Source organism: Croceitalea dokdonensis DOKDO 023 (genome assembly GCF_001306415.1).
Taxonomy (GTDB): Bacteria; Bacteroidota; Bacteroidia; order Flavobacteriales; family Flavobacteriaceae; genus Croceitalea; species Croceitalea dokdonensis.
The window spans coordinates 278,699-298,053 of the sequence record NZ_LDJX01000001.1; the positions used below are offsets into that span (position 1 = coordinate 278,699).

Annotated in this window: 15 protein-coding genes; 9 read left to right on the top strand and 6 right to left on the bottom strand. The window is 42.5% G+C overall.

Features of this window, described 5'->3' with window-relative positions; genetic code table 11:
* Positions 1-61 precede the first annotated feature (61 nt).
* A complete protein-coding gene (gene hisIE / locus I595_RS01185) occupies positions 62-676 on the top strand; it encodes a bifunctional phosphoribosyl-AMP cyclohydrolase/phosphoribosyl-ATP diphosphatase HisIE (RefSeq protein WP_054557560.1) in 615 nt (204 codons plus the stop codon).
* A gap of 145 nt (positions 677-821) precedes the next feature.
* On the opposite strand, the gene I595_RS01190 is transcribed toward hisIE, so the two are convergent.
* From I595_RS01190 to I595_RS01200, 3 genes are all read right to left on the bottom strand, one after another.
* Positions 822-1,628, bottom strand: a complete 807-nt coding sequence (locus I595_RS01190; protein ID WP_054557561.1) for a DUF1853 family protein — start codon at positions 1,626-1,628, stop codon at positions 822-824.
* An 80-nt stretch (positions 1,629-1,708) separates the two neighbouring features.
* The gene (locus tag I595_RS01195; protein ID WP_054557562.1) at positions 1,709-3,376 is read right to left on the bottom strand and encodes a formate--tetrahydrofolate ligase; all 1,668 of its coding nucleotides are present in this window, start codon (positions 3,374-3,376) and stop codon (positions 1,709-1,711) included.
* 30 nt (positions 3,377-3,406) lie between these two features.
* Positions 3,407-4,309 (bottom strand): lysophospholipid acyltransferase family protein, encoded by a 903-nt coding sequence (locus I595_RS01200; RefSeq protein WP_054557563.1) that lies wholly within the window; start codon positions 4,307-4,309, stop codon positions 3,407-3,409.
* A gap of 51 nt (positions 4,310-4,360) precedes the next feature.
* Between I595_RS01200 and I595_RS01205 the strand changes: the two genes are divergently transcribed.
* Positions 4,361-5,014, top strand: coding sequence for a rhomboid family intramembrane serine protease (locus I595_RS01205; RefSeq protein ID WP_054557564.1), 654 nt, complete (start codon positions 4,361-4,363; stop codon positions 5,012-5,014).
* Positions 5,015-5,162: 148 nt separating this feature from the next.
* The gene (locus I595_RS01210) at positions 5,163-6,794 is read left to right on the top strand and encodes an LVIVD repeat-containing protein (RefSeq protein ID WP_054557565.1); all 1,632 of its coding nucleotides are present in this window, start codon (positions 5,163-5,165) and stop codon (positions 6,792-6,794) included.
* Positions 6,795-6,869: 75 nt separating this feature from the next.
* On the opposite strand, the gene I595_RS01215 is transcribed toward I595_RS01210, so the two are convergent.
* On the bottom strand, positions 6,870-7,988 hold the full coding sequence (locus I595_RS01215; RefSeq protein WP_245628200.1) for a TlpA disulfide reductase family protein: 1,119 nt from the start codon (positions 7,986-7,988) through the stop codon (positions 6,870-6,872).
* Positions 7,989-8,112: 124 nt separating this feature from the next.
* Positions 8,113-8,607: a hypothetical protein gene (locus I595_RS01220; protein ID WP_054557566.1), complete on the bottom strand. Its 495-nt coding sequence runs from the start codon at positions 8,605-8,607 to the stop codon at positions 8,113-8,115.
* Positions 8,608-8,688: 81 nt separating this feature from the next.
* On the opposite strand from I595_RS01220, the gene I595_RS01225 reads away from it, so the two are divergent.
* The gene (locus tag I595_RS01225) at positions 8,689-11,598 is read left to right on the top strand and encodes an FAD-binding and (Fe-S)-binding domain-containing protein (RefSeq protein ID WP_054558002.1); all 2,910 of its coding nucleotides are present in this window, start codon (positions 8,689-8,691) and stop codon (positions 11,596-11,598) included.
* Here the strand turns inward: I595_RS01225 and I595_RS01230 are convergent.
* Positions 11,572-12,468, bottom strand: coding sequence for a UDP-2,3-diacylglucosamine diphosphatase (locus tag I595_RS01230; protein ID WP_054557567.1), 897 nt, complete (start codon positions 12,466-12,468; stop codon positions 11,572-11,574). The genes I595_RS01225 and I595_RS01230 overlap by 27 nt on opposite strands.
* A gap of 262 nt (positions 12,469-12,730) precedes the next feature.
* On the opposite strand from I595_RS01230, the gene aroC reads away from it, so the two are divergent.
* The 5 genes from aroC to I595_RS01255 all read left to right on the top strand — a co-directional run bounded on the left by aroC (position 12,731) and on the right by I595_RS01255 (position 18,549).
* On the top strand, positions 12,731-13,795 hold the full coding sequence (gene aroC / locus I595_RS01235) for a chorismate synthase (RefSeq protein WP_054557568.1): 1,065 nt from the start codon (positions 12,731-12,733) through the stop codon (positions 13,793-13,795).
* A gap of 208 nt (positions 13,796-14,003) precedes the next feature.
* Complete coding sequence (locus I595_RS01240) at positions 14,004-15,329, top strand: dicarboxylate/amino acid:cation symporter (protein ID WP_054557569.1); 1,326 nt, start codon at positions 14,004-14,006, stop codon at positions 15,327-15,329.
* 202 nt (positions 15,330-15,531) lie between these two features.
* Positions 15,532-16,563 carry a glutathione synthase gene (gshB, locus tag I595_RS01245; protein WP_083467452.1) on the top strand — a complete coding sequence of 344 codons (1,032 nt, stop codon included), beginning with the start codon at positions 15,532-15,534 and terminating at the stop codon, positions 16,561-16,563.
* Positions 16,556-17,380 carry an N-formylglutamate amidohydrolase gene (locus I595_RS01250; RefSeq protein ID WP_054557571.1) on the top strand — a complete coding sequence of 275 codons (825 nt, stop codon included), beginning with the start codon at positions 16,556-16,558 and terminating at the stop codon, positions 17,378-17,380. Before gshB ends, I595_RS01250 begins: the two co-directional genes overlap by 8 nt.
* Entirely contained in the window at positions 17,377-18,549 is a 1,173-nt protein-coding gene (locus I595_RS01255) for a flavohemoglobin expression-modulating QEGLA motif protein (protein WP_054557572.1), read from the top strand. The genes I595_RS01250 and I595_RS01255 overlap by 4 nt, the downstream gene beginning before the upstream one ends.
* Positions 18,550-19,355: the final 806 nt, after the last annotated feature.

The window sequence follows — 19,355 nt, forward strand, 5'->3', positions numbered from 1 at the left end:
TTATCATGAAGTGATATTGATTTTTGGGCTGATTAAGAGGATTAATAAAAAATGATAATATATGAGGTTGGATTTTAGCACGCCGGCATGGGAAAAATTGGAACAGGGATTGGTACCGGCAATCATCCAGGATGCCACTACCAAAAGCGTGTTGATGCTAGGATATATGAATGCCCAGGCCCTAGATAAAACATTAAAGCTTAAAAAGGTGACTTTCTTTAGTCGTAGCAAACAAAGACTTTGGACCAAGGGCGAGGAGAGCGGTAATTTTTTAAACTTGGTCAGTATTAAGAACGATTGTGATAAGGACACCCTATTGGTGAGCGTAAATCCAACTGGGCCTACCTGCCACAAAGGGTCGGATACCTGTTGGAACGAGGAAAACAGCGGACGCTTTGGGTTTTTTGGGGAGCTGGAAAAAACCATTGCGTCCCGAAAAGCGAATCAAGATGATGATAACAGCTATGTAGCTTCCCTATTTAGAAAGGGCATCAATAAAATAGCCCAAAAGGTGGGCGAAGAAGCCGTGGAAACCGTTATTGAAGCCAAAGATGATAATGATACCTTATTTCTGAACGAAAGCGCCGATCTGTTGTTTCATTATTTAATATTGTTACAAGCAAAGGGTTTTAGTCTAAAGGATATAGAAGCTACGCTACTGGAACGAAAGAAATAGGCACATGAAGTGATACACTTTATTTGATGGTTTGGCAGTGTGTTTTAGTTACCAAAGCCCTAGGTACGGCTTTGGTTTAAAAGCTATTTTATTTTTGTGGTTTTCCTAGTTGAAAATGAAGACTTTTATGGTTAAGGACTTCTGCCTACCACCAAACCACAAATATTTTGCGAAGGCTTCCATCCGGTTTCTTCATCCAGAGCATCGGGGCATTTTCACGTATCATTCGCAGATTAATTTCCATCAAGGTTTCAAAATGCGAAAGGTAGGTTCTGTTTGGTACTGGGGAAATTACCCATTCCCTCTTGAAGGGAATGTAGTATTGAGCGTCTGCAAACTCTTTTTTCTTAAAGGCATCAAACGGTAACCAATTGCCTACAAAACAGTTGGTGTTCAAAGGCCTAATTTTTGGGGTAACCTCTCCATAGGGTGTAAACAACTGTGCCTTAAAGCAAGCATTTTGATGGACGGATGCCGCACTAATGCCTAATTGCCGCAGCATCTTATCTACTGGGGCACTAAATAACAACGGAAATTGCTTATCCCTTAACTTATCCAACTTGGAAAAAAACATATCCCGTCTATTTGGGCCCATTAACCGGTGAATAGGTTCCGTGATATTGGGGTTGACAATATAGAATTTATAGGTCAGTTCTACGTGGTGAACGGCTTGGGTGCGCCTATTTTTTAAAATAAAGTCAAGTTCTCCCAATCTTGTCTTACCATGGTCTACCAAAATGTTTTTGGACAGTACTTCCCAGGTCTGGGAGTACTGTAATAGCTGTTCAAAAACATATTCCATTTGGTGGCCCAATCGTAATTTTTCCGGTATGGGATACGGCAGGAAATTTCCCAGATGTACCTCCGGAAAGTTAAATTGGGAGATTCCAAACTGTTCTTTGGTCCACAGTGGATGTGTTTGGTAAAAGCCTTGGCAAAGTTCCTTTTCCATTACAAAGATCCTGATTTTTATGCCTCTTTCTGTCTTTTGCCGTAATTAAGTCGCAGGCCTGCTTAACCTTGCGGACCAGTTTAAAACAACCCGCTGATTACCCCATCTTTGTCAATATCAATGTGCTCAGAAGCAGGATGTGCCGGTAATCCGGGCATTCTCATAATGTTTCCTGTGATGGGAACCAAAAAGCCTGCGCCAGCGGCAATCTCAATTTGACGGACGGTTATCATAAAATCCTTTGGCCTACCCAATAACTTGGGATTGTCAGAAAGGGATTTTTGGGTTTTGGCGATACAAATGGCCAAATGTTCCAGTCCTAAGTCGGCAATTTTTTTTAAATCTTGTTTGGCCTGTGCGGTATAATCTACGTGTTTGGCCCCGTATATCTTTTTGGCTATGGTTTCTATTTTTTCTTTTACCGGGCTTTTCCAGTCATACATTGGGGTAAAGGGTTGGTGGGCTGCATCCGCAATATCAATTACTTTTTGCGCCAAATCCAAAGCGCCGTTACCTCCTTGTTCCCAAACATTGGCAATGGCCACAGCCACGCCCAATTTCTTGGCCGTAGCTTGTATAACGGCTATTTCTTCATCACTGTCCGTTAGGAATTTATTGATGGCAATAATGGGGGTTACGTTAAATTGTTTGATGTTTTCTAGGTGCTTTTCCAAGTTGGGCATCCCTTTTCTCAACACCTCCGAATCGGGAGACTTTAAATCGGACAAAGCAGCGCCACCATGATACTTTAAGGCTCTTATCGTGGTGGTTAACACCACTACACTGGGAGAAATACCAGCACTTTGGCATTTAATGTCAAAGAATTTTTCTGCTCCAAGGTCAAAACCAAATCCGGCCTCAGTGACCACATAGTCAGACAAGGTCATTCCCATCCTTGTGGCGATGACGGAGTTGGTGCCTTGTGCAATATTTGCAAATGGGCCACCGTGAATAATAGCTGGGTTGCCTTCCATGGTCTGCACTAAATTTGGCTTTACCGCATCTTTCAGAAGAGCGGTCATAGCTCCCTGAGCCTTTAAATCCTTGGCATAAATAGGTTGTTTGTCAAAAGTATAGCCAATAAAGATGTTACCCAACCTTGTTTTTAAATCCAGAAGGTCTTCAGCCAAACATAAAATGGCCATGATTTCTGAGGCAGCGGTAATGTCAAACCCAGTTTCTCGTGGAATTCCGGAACCCGTGCCACCAAGCCCAACGATAATGTTACGCAGGGAACGATCGTTCATATCCACTACGCGTTTCCAAGAAATTGTCCTAGGGTCTAGTTGAAGTGTATTGGTTTTACTCTGAATATTGTTGTCAATAAGCGCAGCTAAAAGATTATGCGCCTTTTCAATGGCGGCAAAGTCCCCAGTAAAGTGCAGGTTAATGTCCTCCATGGGCAATACCTGTGCATGACCCCCACCGGTAGCACCGCCCTTAATACCAAATACAGGGCCAAGAGAAGGCTCCCTTAGCACCACGGTAGTTTTTTTTCCAAGCAGATTCAACCCCTCGGTCAGACCAATGGACATGGTAGTTTTTCCCTCTCCGGCCGGTGTAGGGGATATGGCCGACACCAGTACTAATTTGGCCTTGGCGGCTTGTGTTTTGTCAATTAGATTAAGTGGCAGTTTTGCCTTGGATTTGCCGTAGGGCTCTAGGCTATGCTGCGGAATTCCTAATTTGGCTGCAATCTCTGCTATAGGTTTTAGGGACGCCTTTCTGGCAATTTCTAAATCGGTCATACTTGTAATTATGGGTTAGGGGTTATGGCATCAGTCGGTTTTTGTTACAGCTGTTTGTGGTTCTTTGCCGGCATGTTTCCACCGCTTATGGGTCCAGAAGTAATATTCAGGTTTTTTTCGGATTACCTGCTCTAGCGATTTCATAAAATGTTCCGAAATCCCAAAATCCGGTATATTTTTTGGTTCTTCGGTAATAATTTCAAAAGTTGCCTTGTAATATCCTCTTTTCTTTTTTTCAACCTTTAAAAATATTGGGACCAAATCATGCTCTTTACACATTTTTTCCGCACCCACATGAATGGGTACCCTAACGCCCATAAACTCCATCCAGTGCTTTGCTTTGGAGAGCATTGGGGATTGGTCACTTGCTAGGCCTAAAACAAAGGTTTGCCCATTCTCCACCAAATCCGCAATGCGTTGCCTGGACTCATAGGTCCTTAACAACGTAGTGCCAAACGTACCACGGATACGTTGTACCAATTTGTCGAAATAAGGGTTTTCTATTTTTTGGTAGATGGCATATGCCTTTGGATTTAAGCGCACGTTAAGGGCCAACAGCCATTCCCAACTCGCGTAGTGGCCCGCAAAAAGTACGGTGCTCCTTTGTTGGGCGGCCATTTGGTTGATGATGTCATGGTTGTGCATCTCAAAACGTTCTTCCATTTGTTTGGCCGTCATCCCCATGGTTTTAATGATCTCTAAGAACACGTCGCACATATGACTGTAAAATGCTTTTTGAATCCTCATGATATCTTTCCCATCCTTTTCCGGAAATGCGAGTTGCAGATTGGCGTGCACCACTTTTTTTCGATAACCAATGACATGGAAAAGCAGGTAATACAGGGCATCGGACAGTATATACAGTATAGTGAAAGGTAGGCGGGAAATTATCCACAGTATGGGATAAACCAAGAGATAAACGAGTAATTGCATAGAAAAATCGTGTACACAAATATAGCTATATTTGCAGCCAAATTCTGTCTCATGAATCAGTTAGATATAGTTACTATAGCTTTGATTGCCGCCAATGCCTTGGCATCATTTAAAGGATTTAACGACAACGGATTCTTTGAGCGTTACAAATTTAGTATTGGGGGAATTAAGGCAGGACAAAAGGACCGTATGATATCTTCAGGTTTTTTACATGTAGACCTCTCCCACTTGTTCTTTAATATGTTTACGTTGTATTTTTTTGCACCTGTTATCATAGGCTGGTTTGGTTCCGTGCAATTTTTGATCATTTACTTCATAAGTCTTTTTACCGGTAGTTTGCTCGCCCTATATTTTCATAAAGATGAACCTTTGTATAGTGCGGTAGGTGCCAGTGGTGCCGTAACCGGTGTATTGTACGCTGCTATTCTTCTGCAGCCCAATATGCAATTGGGCATCATGTTTATACCCATACCTTTACCAGCTTATGTACTTGGTATTGGGTATCTATTGTACTCTATTTATGGAATGAAGAGCAGGTTGGGCAATATTGGGCATACGGCACATTTTGGAGGTGCCATTGGGGGATATATGACCACCCTCGTCTTTAAGCCAGCACTATTGGTTACGGACACCCTTATGGTCTTGCTATTGGCGTTACCCATTATCATTTTATTTGTGTTGACCAAAATGGGCAAAATTCATTAGACTAACTGCTTATTTGTAGGTGATTTCTTATTTTCTGTAAAATATTCTGCTAAAATGAGGTAGTTTGTCGAAATATGGCATTTTTCCTACAAGATATTTTAATTCTGCCCGTTCTTTGTAAGTCCCAAATTTAAAAACCTATAATGCTATGAGACGAATACTACTTTATTCCTCATTACTATTATTTTTTGCAGCCTGTTCAGATACTACCACCGTTTTTGAAAATGAAGAAAATCTTATTCAGTTAGAGACCAATGCAACCGTTTTGGAAAACAGTTTAAGCTATGACAATAGCGGTGTTCTTGATATTTACGAGGAGGAGTTGACAACAAATAAATCGGCTAGATTTGTAGAGGAGCGAGCTGGGGATTATCCGCTTAGCTTGGTGGCCAGTATAAGACCCCCATCTTTTAACGGAGGTGAAAACCTTACCGCAAGCCATGTAGACCTTGTAGGTGAATATGCTTATGTGGCATACAATACCGTTGAAGATGGTTATGCAGGTGGTCTCGATATCGTTGATATCAGTGACCCGGACAGACCAAGGGTTACTTCCAGATTGTACTATCTCAATGCAGATATCAATTCCTTAAAGTTCAGTAATGGGTTTTTATATGCCGTTGGCGGTTTTGATTCTGAACAGTCTGCAACCATAACATCCAATTCCTTTGTGGCAAAAATTATGGTACAGAATGGAAGGTTTAACCTGGCACCGGGCATCAGCTATGGTTTTCAAGAAGGCTTTAATGCAAATGATGTGGCCGTTACCGCTACCAGTGTGTTTATGACCAGTGGCCGTGATGGTTATGTTACGGAATTTGATAAGTCTACTTTGGAAATTATCAATGAAACGCCTTTTCAAGATTTAAGGTCCATTGCCATTAGAGACAGTAAAATCATGGTGTTGGATGCAGATTTTGGGGTACGTATTCTGGATTCGGAATTAAATGAAACCAACCAAATCCCCATCAATTCAGACTTTAGGCTTGCTGATAAACGTACCTTGGATTTTTATAATGAAACTCTGGTAGTTGCAGAAGGGGAGCGCGGTGCTGGCCTTTATGATACCAATTCAGGAAACCTGTTGCAATATATTGATATACCCCTTAACCCTAACGATGCATTACCCGAAGAAGTGGTAACCAATGCAACTGCCTTTAACGATGGTGTGTTATTAATGGCAAATGGTGGGGCAGGTCTCTGTATATCGGAAGAGGTAAAAGGAGAGGACCTTACCGGAATAATAGAGCTTAATGGTTCCATTAACTATGTGGCCACAAAGGGCGATTATATTTTTGCCGCTTCTGGAACAGAGGGACTTCAAATCATAAAAATGAACAAGCCCTCTGCAGATTTGGCATCCAGATGTGCAGATACCCCAAACTATGCCGGTAGTACGAATCTAAGGGTTGGTGCGGCCGAGAATCTAGCCTATAGTGGTTCTAGAAGGTTTAGAAATGTTTCCGTAGATGGACAACTATTGCTATGTGGTACCTGGACGGTAAACAACCAAGTGGACATAAGTGCAAATGGTTCTTTCGCCATTAGGGGCACTTTTATTGTAGCCAGAAACAATAGAAGACGAAATTTAGTTGTTGGCGCTAATGCCAGACTACAAATAGAGGGTAATCTTACCATATACGGAGATTTGGTTTTAGGGGAGAATGCCACCGTGGAATTTTTGGGAGATACCTCAAGGGCCAACATCTTTGGAAATGTGGTAATGGGCAGCGGAGCAGCGGTCACCGGTAATTATGATGACATTCAGGATAAATTTTAGTCCTCCTAAAGCGAAAACAAAAAACGCTATCCATTTCACGGATAGCGTTTTTTGTTTTTTCTTAAATCCTTTGGCTTAATCCAAAAGCTCCGCAACCTTTTCACGTAAGGCAGAACCCCTTAAATTCTTGGCAATGATGATGCCATTTTCATCCAATAAAAATGCAGCAGGAATCGCATTTACTTGGTATAACTGTGCTATGGGGCCTTGAAAGTACTGCAAGTTACTAATGTGGTTCCATTCCAGCCCGTCTGCGGCAATCGCATTTTTCCAGTCTGAGTCCTTTCTATCCAAGGAAACGCCTAATACATTAAAACCTTTGTCTTTATAGTCTTGATAAACCGATACGATATTGGGATTTTCCAAGCGGCAGGGTTTGCACCAACCTGCCCAGAAATCTATTAAAACCACTTTTCCCTTTACATCAGAGAGTGCTAAGGTCTGGCCCTCTGGTGTAGGTCCAGAAAATGACGGCGCGGGACTTCCTATGGCTGTTTTTAATAATTTTGTGATGGTTTCTCCAACTCGCTTGCCCGCTTTGGTATCCTGCATTTCTGCACTTAGGCCATCATAAAGTTCCTTTAATTCTTTAGCCGGCAACCCTTTAGTGGTTACCGCCCTTTCCAGAATTAGTACAGAGATAAGGCCGTTGGGGTTTGCTTTGATAAAATCAACGTCCGTACTTTTTGCACGCTCTTGGAGGTCAAGATATTCCGCCCTTAGGGACTCTATTGCCGCAGTATCCTGTTTCTGTTGGGCCATCCGGAATTCCTCATTAAAAGAACGGGAAATAGCACCCATTTTTCTGGTTTCTTCCAAATAGGCCATAAAAATGTCGTTCTGTGGCGTTCCCTTAACTTTTGAAAAGCCAATACTGTCTTTTTGGGCAGAAAAGGATATGGTACCGTTTTCAACGACTAATGGGGCATTGCCTCGCACACCATCAAAACTTAAATAATGCACCATCGCTTCGTCCGCTGTCCCAGTGAATTCAAAAAGTCCGTTGGTTATCTCGGTAGTGTCAATGGCAACAAGGCTTCTATTCAATGAATCTGGTTTTTGCAATAGTACCTTGGTGCCATCGGCAAGATCGCCAGTCATTTCACCTTTGATTGTAAAACCCTCAGGGGCTGTGTTACAAGAGAAAAACAATAGGGAGCAGAAACCTATTGCCAGTAAAATTCTTTTCAACATAAAATACGATTTTGACCAAAGGTAGCCCTTTTCGTAGGCAAAAAAAAAGTGCTTTCCTTAGAAAAACACTTTAATTCCATTGCGGCCCTTGTTGGCCAAAGTTTGGATGAAAACTAAAATTAGGTTAGAATTGATAGCGAATGCCAAGGGCAATATCAAAATCAAAGCCATCATCAAAACCGTCGTACCCTACCAAACCAATTTCTGGTCTAAAATCCAGCGATAATAGCAAAGGGAAATCGAAACTATATTCTATCCCAATATTTCCGGCAGCGAATATAAAAACACCATCGTTGTCATCTGCCACAAAAGGGTCTTCAAAAGATACACTGCCTAAACCCCCACCAGCACCATAGTACCAGTTAAAATTTCCATCCAGCGGTTGTACCCACTGGTAAATCCCTGTTAGTTTAAAGGCATCAAATACACGGCTATCTCGCCAACCTAGGTCAATTTCCGCCCTGTTTGTCCTACCAATGGCTTTCTGGTACGATATTTCTGCCCCAAAGCCATCACTATCCCCAAGCCTAAGGCCAAGGGCATGTTCCGAGATACTTTGGGCGCTTAGCCCAATTGTTCCTAAAAACAAGAGTACCATAAAAATTGTGGTATTTTTCATAAGATGTTCTATTAATTAAAAATTAAGGATAATTTTGTTCATCGCTTTTTTAACTCAAAAGTGGGGCCAAAATTGTTCACTTTGCAGAAAATTTTATTTCAGTCATTAGAATCAGGATTTGAGGGTGATTTTTTAGATGATAGTCTAACTAAGGCCCTTTATGCTACGGACGCCTCAGTTTATCGTAAAATTCCTTTGGCGGTCGCCTACCCAAAAACAATAGGTGACATTAGAAAACTGATTGCTTTTGCCAACGAAAATAATATAGGTCTTGTACCTAGAACGGCTGGTACATCCTTAGCAGGACAATGCGTTGGTGAAGGTATTATTGTGGATACCTCAAGGTATTTCACTAATATTTTGCATTTGGACGTAGAAAAACGACAAGTTGTCGTACAGCCCGGGGTGATACGGGATGAGCTCAATCGGTATTTAAAACCATATGGTCTATTTTTTGGTCCAAATACCTCTACATCCAATAGGTGCATGATCGGTGGAATGGTGGGAAACAACTCTTCTGGGACTACCTCTATACAATACGGGGTTACCCGTGATAAAGTGGTATCGATGACAACCATCCTTTCCGATGGAAACGAAGCAACATTTGGACCCATCAGCAAAGGGGAGTTTCAAGAAAAAACGCAAATAGACGGCTTAGAAGGGAAGTTGTATCAAACAGTGTTCAATCTGCTCTCTGACGAAGGAGTGCAACTGCGCATAAAAAACGAATTCCCTAAGCCGGAGATTCACCGCAGGAATACCGGCTATGCCATAGATGAACTGCTACACAATGAGGTTTTTGGAACGGATAAAGGACCTTTCAACTTTTGTAAATTATTAAGTGGCAGTGAGGGCACCTTGGCTTTCACCACTGAAATCACTTTGGGCTTAGATGAATTGCCCCCAGAAAAGGCGGCTCTGGTGGCCACCCACTACCATACTTTGGAGGATTGCCTAGCGGACATTGCCCCTGTCATGGAACATCCATTGCACATGTGTGAAATGATGGATAAGGTGATTCTGGATTGTACCAAGAACAATAGGCAACAACTTAAAAACCGTTTTTTTGTAGAAGGTGATCCAGCGGCGATTCTAATGTTAGAAGTAAAATCCAATACGAATACAGGACTGCAACAGGCCATAGCATCGCTCCAAAACACCATTGCCAAAACGGGTAAGAGCTATGCCAGTCCGGTGTTATTTGGAGGCGATATTTCAAAGGCTTTTGAGCTTCGTAAGGCGGGTCTTGGGCTTTTGGGGAATATGGTAGGGGACAAAAAAGCCGTTGCCTGTATAGAAGATACGGCAGTGGCCCTTAACGATTTAAAGTCCTTTATTGGGGAATTTACCCAAATTATGGAGGGTTACGGGCAAAGTGCGGTGTACTACGCCCACGCCGGTGCCGGTGAACTACATCTGCGGCCCATTCTTAACCTTAAAAAATCTGAAGACGTACGTTTGTTCAGGGCCATTACAACAGATGTTGCCGAGCTCACCAAAAAATACCAGGGGAGTTTTAGCGGAGAACACGGAGACGGAATCGTAAGGGCAGAATTTATCCCATTGATGTTGGGAGAAGCCAATTACACACTGTTAAAACAAATAAAATCACTTTTTGATCCCAAAAACATCTTCAACCCAGGCAAAATTGTTGATGCCTACCCCATGGACCAATCGCTCCGGTACCAAATAGACCGGGAGGAACCTATAGTGAATACCTTATTGGATTTCTCCGATAGCGAAGGCATCCTAAAAGCGGCCGAAAAGTGCAATGGTAGTGGGGATTGCCGGAAAACGCACCATATGCCAGGCGGAATGTGTCCAAGTTATCACGCCACCAAAAATGAAAAAGATACGACTAGGGCCAGGGCCAATGCGTTGCGGGAGTTCTTGACCGAGGGAGATCGCCCCAACAATTTTGACCATAAGGAACTTAAAGAAGTATTTGACCTTTGTTTGAGTTGCAAAGCTTGCGCCAGCGAATGTCCCAGCAATGTGGATGTTGCCACCCTTAAGGCGGAATTTTTGTACCAGTACCAAGAGACCAACGGGTATTCCCTGCGCAGTAAATTGTTTGCGCATAACACTAGGCTCAACGCTTTTGGAAGCAGGGTATCTGCCGTGACCAATGCGGTCTATGATTCATTTTTGGGCACATCCTTAAAAAAGTTAGCCGGTGTTTCCCCAAAAAGAAGTTTGCCAAAGGTGTACCGGTTTAATTTCAATTCCTTTTTAAAAACGGCTAAAAAGGGTAAGGAGAACGGACAAAAAGTGGCCCTGTATATTGATGAATTTACCCGTTATTTGGATGTGGAAGTGGGTCGTGATGCCATATCCTTATTGGTCGGACTGGGCTATGATGTAGAATTGGTACATCTAGAAAGTGGACGCACCTATTTGTCCAAGGGTTTTTTACGGCAAGCCAAGGCCTTGGCCCATAAAAACAGCAAAACATTGGCCGCATTTGCGCAAAGAGGGGTACCGGTTTTGGGGCTGGAACCATCGGCCATCCTATCCTTTAGGGATGAATACAAGCGACTGTTGGAAGATAGGTCCTTGGCGGAGCAAATTTCGGCAAATGCCTATTTGATTGAAGAATTTTTGGCCAAAGAAATGGAACATGGACGTTTGACCCAAAATCAATTTACGCAAGAACATCAACAAATTAAAATTCACAATCACTGTCACCAGAAGGCATTGTCCAATCAAAAAGTAACGTTTGATGTTTTGAATCTACCAAAGAATTATAAGGTTTCCATTATCGCCTCTGGATGCTGTGGCATGGCGGGTTCCTTTGGGTATGAGAAGGAGCATTATGACGTTAGTATGCAAATTGGGGAACTTAAGCTATTTCCAGCGGTAAGAAAATCGGAACGTAAGGTAATCATTGCTGCAAACGGCACAAGTTGTCGGCATCAAATATTTGATGGTACTCGCAGGAAAGCCATGCATCCAGCTAGCATTTTAAGGCAGGCGTTGCTCGTTCAATAGGGAAAGAATCTGCTCTATGGTGGTAATCTCGCTCTCCTTTTTATTGGTTTTGTTTGGTAACGTATCGGATATCATGTCATTCATATCCATTTCCTTAATATCTTGGTCCGTAAAGAATGGGGCCAATTTGTCGTTATTATAGCGGTAAATTTTCCAGCGTTTAAAGGAATACTCCAAGGCCGTAAGGTTTTCTACCCAGTCACCAGAATTTAGGTATAAAGTTTCCCCTAGACCGTTATTGTACACTTCTTTTTTGGGTTGGTGGATGTGCCCGCAGACCACGTAATCAAAATTGTTTTCAATGGCAATATCACCTGCAGTTTTTTCAAAATCCTTAATATATTTTACTGCATTTTTAACCCCATTTTTGATACGTTTGCTTAAAGAGTATTTTTCTTTACCCTGCTTTTGGAGAAACCAGTTAAGGCCTCTGTTCAACAATATCAGGATGTCATAACCGTATCCGCCAAGCTTGGCCAGCCATCTAGCATTCTGGATAGACGCATCAAAAATGTCCCCATGAAATAACCACGCTTTTTTTCCATCCAGTTCTAAGGTGAGTTTGTTTAAAATTTTAAAGTTCCCCATTACCGTTGGGGCAAATTTGCGAAGCATATCATCATGGTTGCCCGTGATATAAATGACCTCTGTATCCTTTGTGGCCATATCCATTAACTTACGTAGCACTTTTAAATGGGAGGCTGGAAAATAGTGTTTTCTAAATTGCCAGATATCAATAATGTCCCCGTTAAGGACGAGTTTTTTAGGTGCAATACTATTTAAGTAGGTCAAAAGCTCATTGGCATGGCATCCGTAAGTACCAAGGTGTACGTCTGAGATTACGGCAATTTCTAATCTTCGCTTTTTCAATACCGATAAGTTTAAAACAAAATTCGCACCTATTTTTTTATTGTTAAATGAATTGAAGTCAATAGATTATCAGATTATCGTTAACTAATTGTGATGCCTAATTTTCCAATGTTAGGGAAATATTAATTTTCCCGTTTGCTTATGGTGGAATGTTGTTGTGAATCACTTGTAAACCCAACTTTAAACCTGAGTTCTAGTTTACGGCCCACTTTCTTTTATAAACCCCATTTAAAAATTAACTTTGGACTTTAAGCAATGAGGTATGGCAGGGAATTCTTTTGGAAGTTTGTTTAGGTTGACCACTTTTGGTGAATCCCATGGCAGGGCCCTGGGGGGCATAATCGACGGTTGCCCGGCGGGAATCGTACTGGATCAAGATGCCATACAGCAAGAATTAAACCGGCGAAGACCAGGACAATCATCCATAGTTACACAACGGAAAGAGGCAGATACCGTTGAAATTTATTCCGGAACGTTTGAGGGTAAAACTACGGGTACGCCCATAGGTTTTGCCATTCACAATACCAATCAAAAATCTAAGGATTACGGTCATATCAAAGATTCTTACCGTCCTTCCCATGCAGACTATGTCTATGACCAAAAATACGGGTTCCGGGATTATAGGGGCGGTGGGCGTAGTTCTGCCCGTGAAACGGCAAGTAGGGTAGTTGCAGGTGCCATTGCAAAACAGTTTCTAAAGGATGTGAGGATAAATGCCTTTGTATCCCAAGTAGGTGAACTGAAACTCGAGAAAAATTACCAAGAGCTCGATTTTAACCAAATAGAGAAAAATGCCGTGCGCTGTGCAGACCCAGAGATGGCTGCGCTTATGGAGGATTACATTAAGGCTGTAAAGAAAGAAGGGGATACCATTGGGGGAGTCATCACCTGTGTTGCCCAAAATGTTCCCGTTGGCCTGGGCGAACCGGTTTTTGACAAGCTACATGCGGAATTGGGCAAGGCCATGCTATCCATCAATGCGGTAAAGGGATTTGAATATGGCAGCGGTTTTGCTGGAGTTGCTATGAAAGGGAGTTCGCACAATGACCAGTTCAATGCCGATGGAAGCACAAAGACCAATCTTAGCGGTGGAGTGCAAGGGGGTATCAGTAACGGAATGGACATTTATTTTAATGTGGCCTTTAAACCCGTGGCCACGGTTTTGCAGGCTTACGATACCATTGATAAAGAAGGCAATAAAGTTACGACGCAGGGAAAAGGACGTCATGATCCTTGCGTCGTCCCTAGGGCAGTGCCTATTGTGGAGGCCATGACCGCTTTGGTTTTGGCAGATTATAGTTTGTTGGCCAGAACAAATAAAATATGAAAATTGTACTGGACGTAGTTTTTGAACAGAAGGCAGCAGCTCGTTTAAAATTTGTATGCAGAGAGCTTGGTTTTGCTGGCTCTAGCTTATGATAGACCTCTTTTGTCAATGCGTTCACCAACCCTATTTAAAGGGTCTTCGGCAGCGGATTGCCATTAGGTTTTATACTTAGTGCATTTAATAGTATCTTCCACCACAAATTTTAACTATGCGCAAACTTGAACTCCACTGGAAAATCCTCATTGGGATGCTTTTGGGAATCGTTTTTGGATTTTTGATGACCCTTTGGGCTCAAGGACCGGACTTTGTAAACGATTGGATTCAGCCTTTGGGAACAATTTTTGTGAAATTACTGAAATTGATTGCCATTCCGCTGATCATCGCTTCCTTGGTCAAAGGGATTTCCGATTTAAAGGATATTTCAAAATTCAGAAACATAGGTCTTAGGACCATAGGAATCTACGTCCTTACCACGGTGGTCGCCATCACCATTGGCCTGGTTTTGGTAAATATAGCCAAGCCGGGGGACGGAATATCTGCGGAAACAGTGCAGAAATTGACAGAAACCTATGCCAGTTCTGACGGGGTTGCCAAAAAGATGGATGAAGCCATGAAACAGAAAGACAGTGGCCCCTTACAGTTCTTGGTGGATATGGTACCGGACAATGCGCTAAAAGCCATGAGTGACAATAGTCTAATGCTCCAAGTCATCTTTTTTACCATATTCTTGGGTATTTCCATGCTGTTAATAGGGGAAGAACGTGCCAAACCCCTTAAAGACTTTTTTGATGCCTTAAATGATGTAGTACTGAAAATGGTGGATTTGATAATGCTTTCCGCACCTTATGCGGTTTTTGCCTTGCTGGCGGGGGTCGTGGTATCTTCCAGTGATCCTGATTTGTTGCTGGCCTTGCTAAAATATGCGGGTACCGTGGTCCTAGGACTTTTCCTGATGATCGTGTTTTACGGTTTTGTGGTCGCATTGGTCACCAAAAAGAACCCTTTTTGGTTTTTAAAAGAAATGAGCCCTGCACAACTCTTGGCGTTTTCAACGAGTTCCAGTGCCGCTACCTTACCCGTGACCATGGAACGGGTAGAGGAACACATTGGGGTGGACAAGGAAGTATCAAGCTTTGTCTTGCCCGTTGGGGCCACCATTAATATGGATGGGACCAGCTTGTATCAGGGCGTTGCGGCCGTTTTTATAGCACAGGCCCTAGGTTTTGACCTTACCTTGGGAGACCAATTAACCATTGTCTTAACTGCGCTTTTGGCGTCCATTGGTTCCGCAGCGGTTCCGGGAGCGGGTATGGTGATGCTCGTCATTGTTTTGGAAGCTATAGGTTTTCCTTCTGATAAATTGGCCATTGGCCTGGCCCTTATCTTTGCCGTGGACAGACCGTTGGACATGTGCCGCACCGTTGTGAACGTCACCGGGGATGCCACCGTTTCCATGGTGGTTGCCAAATCTGTTGGTAAACTGGGGAAACCAAAAGTTAAGGAATGGGATGATCATTATGAGGAGGTAAAATAAGCCTGCGCCATACCAGTATGTACAGCTAAAGGTTGTCTGCTAATCGGATTTAAGAATATCCGCCCAAAGAATTCAAACAAACGGCGGCCAGATAGCTCCAATATTTTGAGTTATCGGAAATAACCAATATCTTTTGGGCTAAGCTAATAGTGGCCATAAAAACCGAAGCCAACGGTTAGTGATTCACCTCTAAAAACACCGTATGAACATTTGTTTTTTAATGTACCCATGGGAAGAAATAGACCCAGAGAATGACACCAGTCTCGCGCTCATACACGAATGTGTAAAAAGAGGGCATGGAGTAGCAACCTGTAGTCCTGCAAATTTGACCATTAGAAATAGCGTTACCAATGCCTTCTGCAATGTCATTGGCCGAATGGCAAAGGTATCCAGCAATTTAAAAACCTTTTACAAACAGGCACAGCTTCGCGAAGAAATGCTTCCATTGGCAGGTTTTGATGTTATTTTTATGCGTGCCAATCCGCCACTAGATCCCTTAATGCTTAATTTTTTGGATTCGGTCAAGGATGATGTGTTTATCATGAATTCCCTACAAGGGCTTCGGGAAGCCAATAACAAATTGTACACGGCCGCTTTTGGAGATAGCCATAGCAATATAATCCCAGTTACCCACGTATCTAAAAACAAGAACTACTTGGTACGCCAAATCAAAGAGTCCCCAGCGGATAAAATGATATTAAAGCCATTGAACGGTTTTGGGGGCTCTGGTGTGATTTTGATAGAAAAATCCGCTATGAACAATATTAAGTCATTATTGGATTTTTATGTGACCAATTCTGACGGAACATCCAACTATGTGATACTTCAAGAATACATTGAAGGTGCCGATCAAGGAGACGTTCGGATTTTGTTACTTAACGGAGAGCCTATTGGCGCCATGAAAAGGGTGCCGGGTTCTGACGATCACCGTTCCAACGTTTCTGCCGGCGGTTCCGTGGCCAAGCATTCCATGACCAAACAAGAAAAGGCACTTTGTAAACAGATTGGGCCTAAATTGGTAAAGGATGGCTTGTACTTTGTTGGTATTGATGTCATAGGGGGTAAACTTGTTGAAGTCAATGTGATGTCTCCCGGCGGTATTACCTATATGAACAAAGTGTACAAAACAAAAATCCAGGCCAAGGTCATTGATTTTGTAGAGAGTAAGGTGTTGGACAAATTGGAGGCTTTTAACAGAAGGTCTAGACTACGCAACGAAGTTGAAAATGCTTAGGTTATCGGTTGCGGAGATGGTTTCCAAAATAGAGAGCCAAGAACCCTTTGAGGCGGTTGCGGATGACTATTCCTTTACCCTTAAGATTGAAGAATACGTACCTTATGTCTGCGCTGCGGTGCATGACGGGCATCAGTTTAGAAAATCACTTTGGGATACTTGTTTGCATACGGAATATGAGCGCTGGTATGAGGAAGATCCCTGTACCAAACAGTTGGTGCAAACCCAACCCATAGTGATTGCGGGGTTGGATAGCCGTTTTGAATATGACCTAAACCGCCCAGCGGAAACTGCAATTTTTGATACCGCCTGGGGGAAACAATTATGGAAAAGCCCCCTTGCAGAGGTTGAAAAGCGGGAAAGTCTAAGGAAACACGCTAATTTTTATAAGGTGGTTTACGCTTTAATCAACAAAGTGGAATACCTATATGGTAAAGCCATTGTGTTTGACATGCACAGTTACAATTGGAAGCGATGGGACAGGGCAGTACCCACATGGAACCTTGGCACTGCGAATATTGATAATGGCAGGTTTGGAAACATGGTGGAGGCTTGGAGTAAAAGATTGGGGAGCATCCAACTGCCGTACAAGCTTCCACAGACCTCCCTTATCAATGATACTTTTCAAGGCAATGGCCATTTCTTAAAATACATTACCCAAAACTTTGCAAATACCCTGGTTCTGGCCACGGAAATCTCAAAAATCTATTGTGATGAACTTACGGGCATCATTTTTCCCGAAGTTGTAAAAACGGTGGAAGACCAATTAAAACAATTGATACCTTTACAGACCAAAGAATTTATGAGTCACGTATGATTCCTGTAGCACCTATAGCAGATTTACAACAGCAATATCCATTCTTGTTTGATATCGATTCCAATTTAAACCGATTGGTGAAGCGTATAGAATTGTTGAGCTACGTAAATCCCTTGAATACGGAAAAAGAAAAACATCGTTTTTTTGCCTCAAAGTATACCTACGAACCGGAGTTTAAGTATCCCAAGTTAAAATTTGACCCCTATAAATTGCAACGGTTGTTTTTTTCGCAACGTTTGGAACGTATTCAGGACGATACCATACGCAAATCTTACCAAGACGTGGTCTATTACTATGCCAATATGATACAGTGTATTGAGACCATAGGAAGGGGCAAAAAATTCTACTATAATTCTTTACGGGTCTACGGAACCCCAACGGAGCGGGATGTGGATAATGCCCGTTTTATCTTGCATTATGCAGATGAGCCTCAGGGAGAGGACATGGACAAAGTCTTTTCCGCAGAAGAGGCAAAAGCGTTTTTTGAACAATTTGCCAAGCAATATGACTTTCCTTTGAACATCAAGTTCTCCGTACATATTTCTGCTGCTGCCATGGTTAGCAATGCTACGCAGACCCTTTTTATCAAAAAGAACAATAAGTTCAGTAAAAATCAGCTTTTGACCTTGGCGCATCATGAAATTGGGGTACATCTGGTCACGACCTTTAACGGTCTAAAGCAGCCATTGACCATATTTTCCAACGGATTACCCAAAAATGTGGAAACCCAAGAAGGCTTGGCCGTTTTGAGTGAATATATGGGTGGGGCATTGACCTTAAAACGGCTGAAAGAGTTGGCCTACCGTGTCATGGCGGCAGACAGCCTGATAAAAGGGTACTCTTTTGCCGATACGTTTGACCTTATTCACGGGCATTATAAACTGAATAGGGACGATGCGTTTGCCATTACCCTAAGGGCACATAGGGGTGGAGGTTTTACTAAAGATAGACTATACTTAAGTGGCCTGCGAAAAATTTACAAACGCTACCAAAGTGGTAAGCCCATGGATATGCTTCTGACTGGTAAAGTGGCTCTGGACAGTGAGCCGTCCATGAGCTATATGAAGCAGTTAGGGCTTGTTGAACCCATTACCTACAAAAGTCTTTCCTTTCAAGAGAAATTGAACACCAATACCACTTTGGATTTCATTCTTAATAATTTAAAATAACTTGGTAGGCATGTTCTAATTGTCATGCAAAGCACAAAGCATCCCTAGGTTGGGTAAGCAGGAGCAATGTAGTCCGTCTATAAGGGATTCTTCGCCCTTTGCCAGATAGATTACTACGACAAGAATAACAAACAACTACAAAGATTTTTACGTTCGCACCATGTGTCATGCTTAGGCACGAAGCATCCCTATGTTAAGTAAGTAAGTGTAGTGTAGTCCGTTTAGGATAGGGATTGCTCGCCCTTTGCCAGACAGATTACTACGACTAGAATAACAAACAACTACAAAGATTTTTATGTACGCAACATGTGTCATGCTGAGGTACGAAGCATCCCTAGGTTGGGTAAGCAGGAGCACTGTAGTGCGTTTAAAAGGGATTCTTCGCCCTTTGCCAGTTGATTACTTACAATCAGAATAACAAACAACTACAAAGACTTTTATGTACTTGCTTTTTGTCATGCTGAGGCACGAAGCATCCCTATGTTGAGTAAGCAAGCGTACTATAGTCTGTCTATAAGGGATTCTTCGCCCTTTGCCAGTTGATTACTTACAATCAGAATAACAAACAACTACAAAGATTTTTATAAACGCATCAGTTGTCATGCTGAGGCACGAAGCATCCCTAGGTTGGGTAAGCAAGCGTAGTCCAGTCCATTTATGATTGGGCTTCCTGCCTGTTCGCAGCCGGATTCACTACAGTCAGAATAACAAACAACTACAAAGACTTTTATGTAAGCAAACAACCTTATCCTATGTGATTGTTATTAAAAACGCCCATCGTCAATGCTTCATAAAAAGACTGCAGG